This window comes from Prevotella conceptionensis 9403948 (assembly GCF_000312305.1).
GTDB lineage: Bacteria > Bacteroidota > Bacteroidia > Bacteroidales > Bacteroidaceae > Prevotella > Prevotella conceptionensis.
The window spans coordinates 6,861-7,442 of the sequence record NZ_HE999467.1 but is presented as its reverse complement, the minus strand read 5'-3'; the positions used below and the strand labels follow the sequence as shown (position 1 = coordinate 7,442).

Annotated in this window: 1 pseudogene; it reads left to right on the top strand. The window is 54.0% G+C overall.

What is annotated here, in order from left to right:
• Positions 1–582 (top strand): annotated as a pseudogene (locus tag BN93_RS15585) (RHS repeat-associated core domain-containing protein); the annotation flags it as partial.

The window sequence follows — 582 nt, the reverse complement described above, 5'->3', positions numbered from 1 at the left end:
CATTACTTCGTCGGCGACAAGCGCATTGCCTCCAAACTGGGAACAGGCAAGTTCAGCAATGTCTACGGTGTCAGCAGCAACAACGTTACGGCAGGCCAGAAAGACTATGCTGCCCGCATGCTGCAGATAGAGAAACAACGCGAGGACTACTACCACAAGCTAGGCACGCCACCGGGTGTGCCCACGATGAAGGGTGCGACGGCCGATCCCGACAACACGGGTTATGGCTACAACACCATCATCGGTGAGCTGGGCGACCACTCTGTACCCGAAGGTTGGGTGCAACGTCCAAAATTCAACGACAAGGGAGATGTCCCTGGTCCACCCATTCAATGGCAGAAACCCGAAGACCCTGACAATGCCCAACCGGGTTATGGCTATGCCCCCTCGGACACAACCAACATTGAGGAAATCTTCTTCTATCATAGTGACCACCTCGGCAGCACCTCTTATATCACCGACGCCAAGGCCAACATCACCCAGTTCGATGCCTACCTGCCGTATGGCGAGTTGCTCGTTGACGAACACAGCAGTAGCGAGGAGATGCCGTATAAGTTCAATGGAAAGGAGTTTGATCAAGAA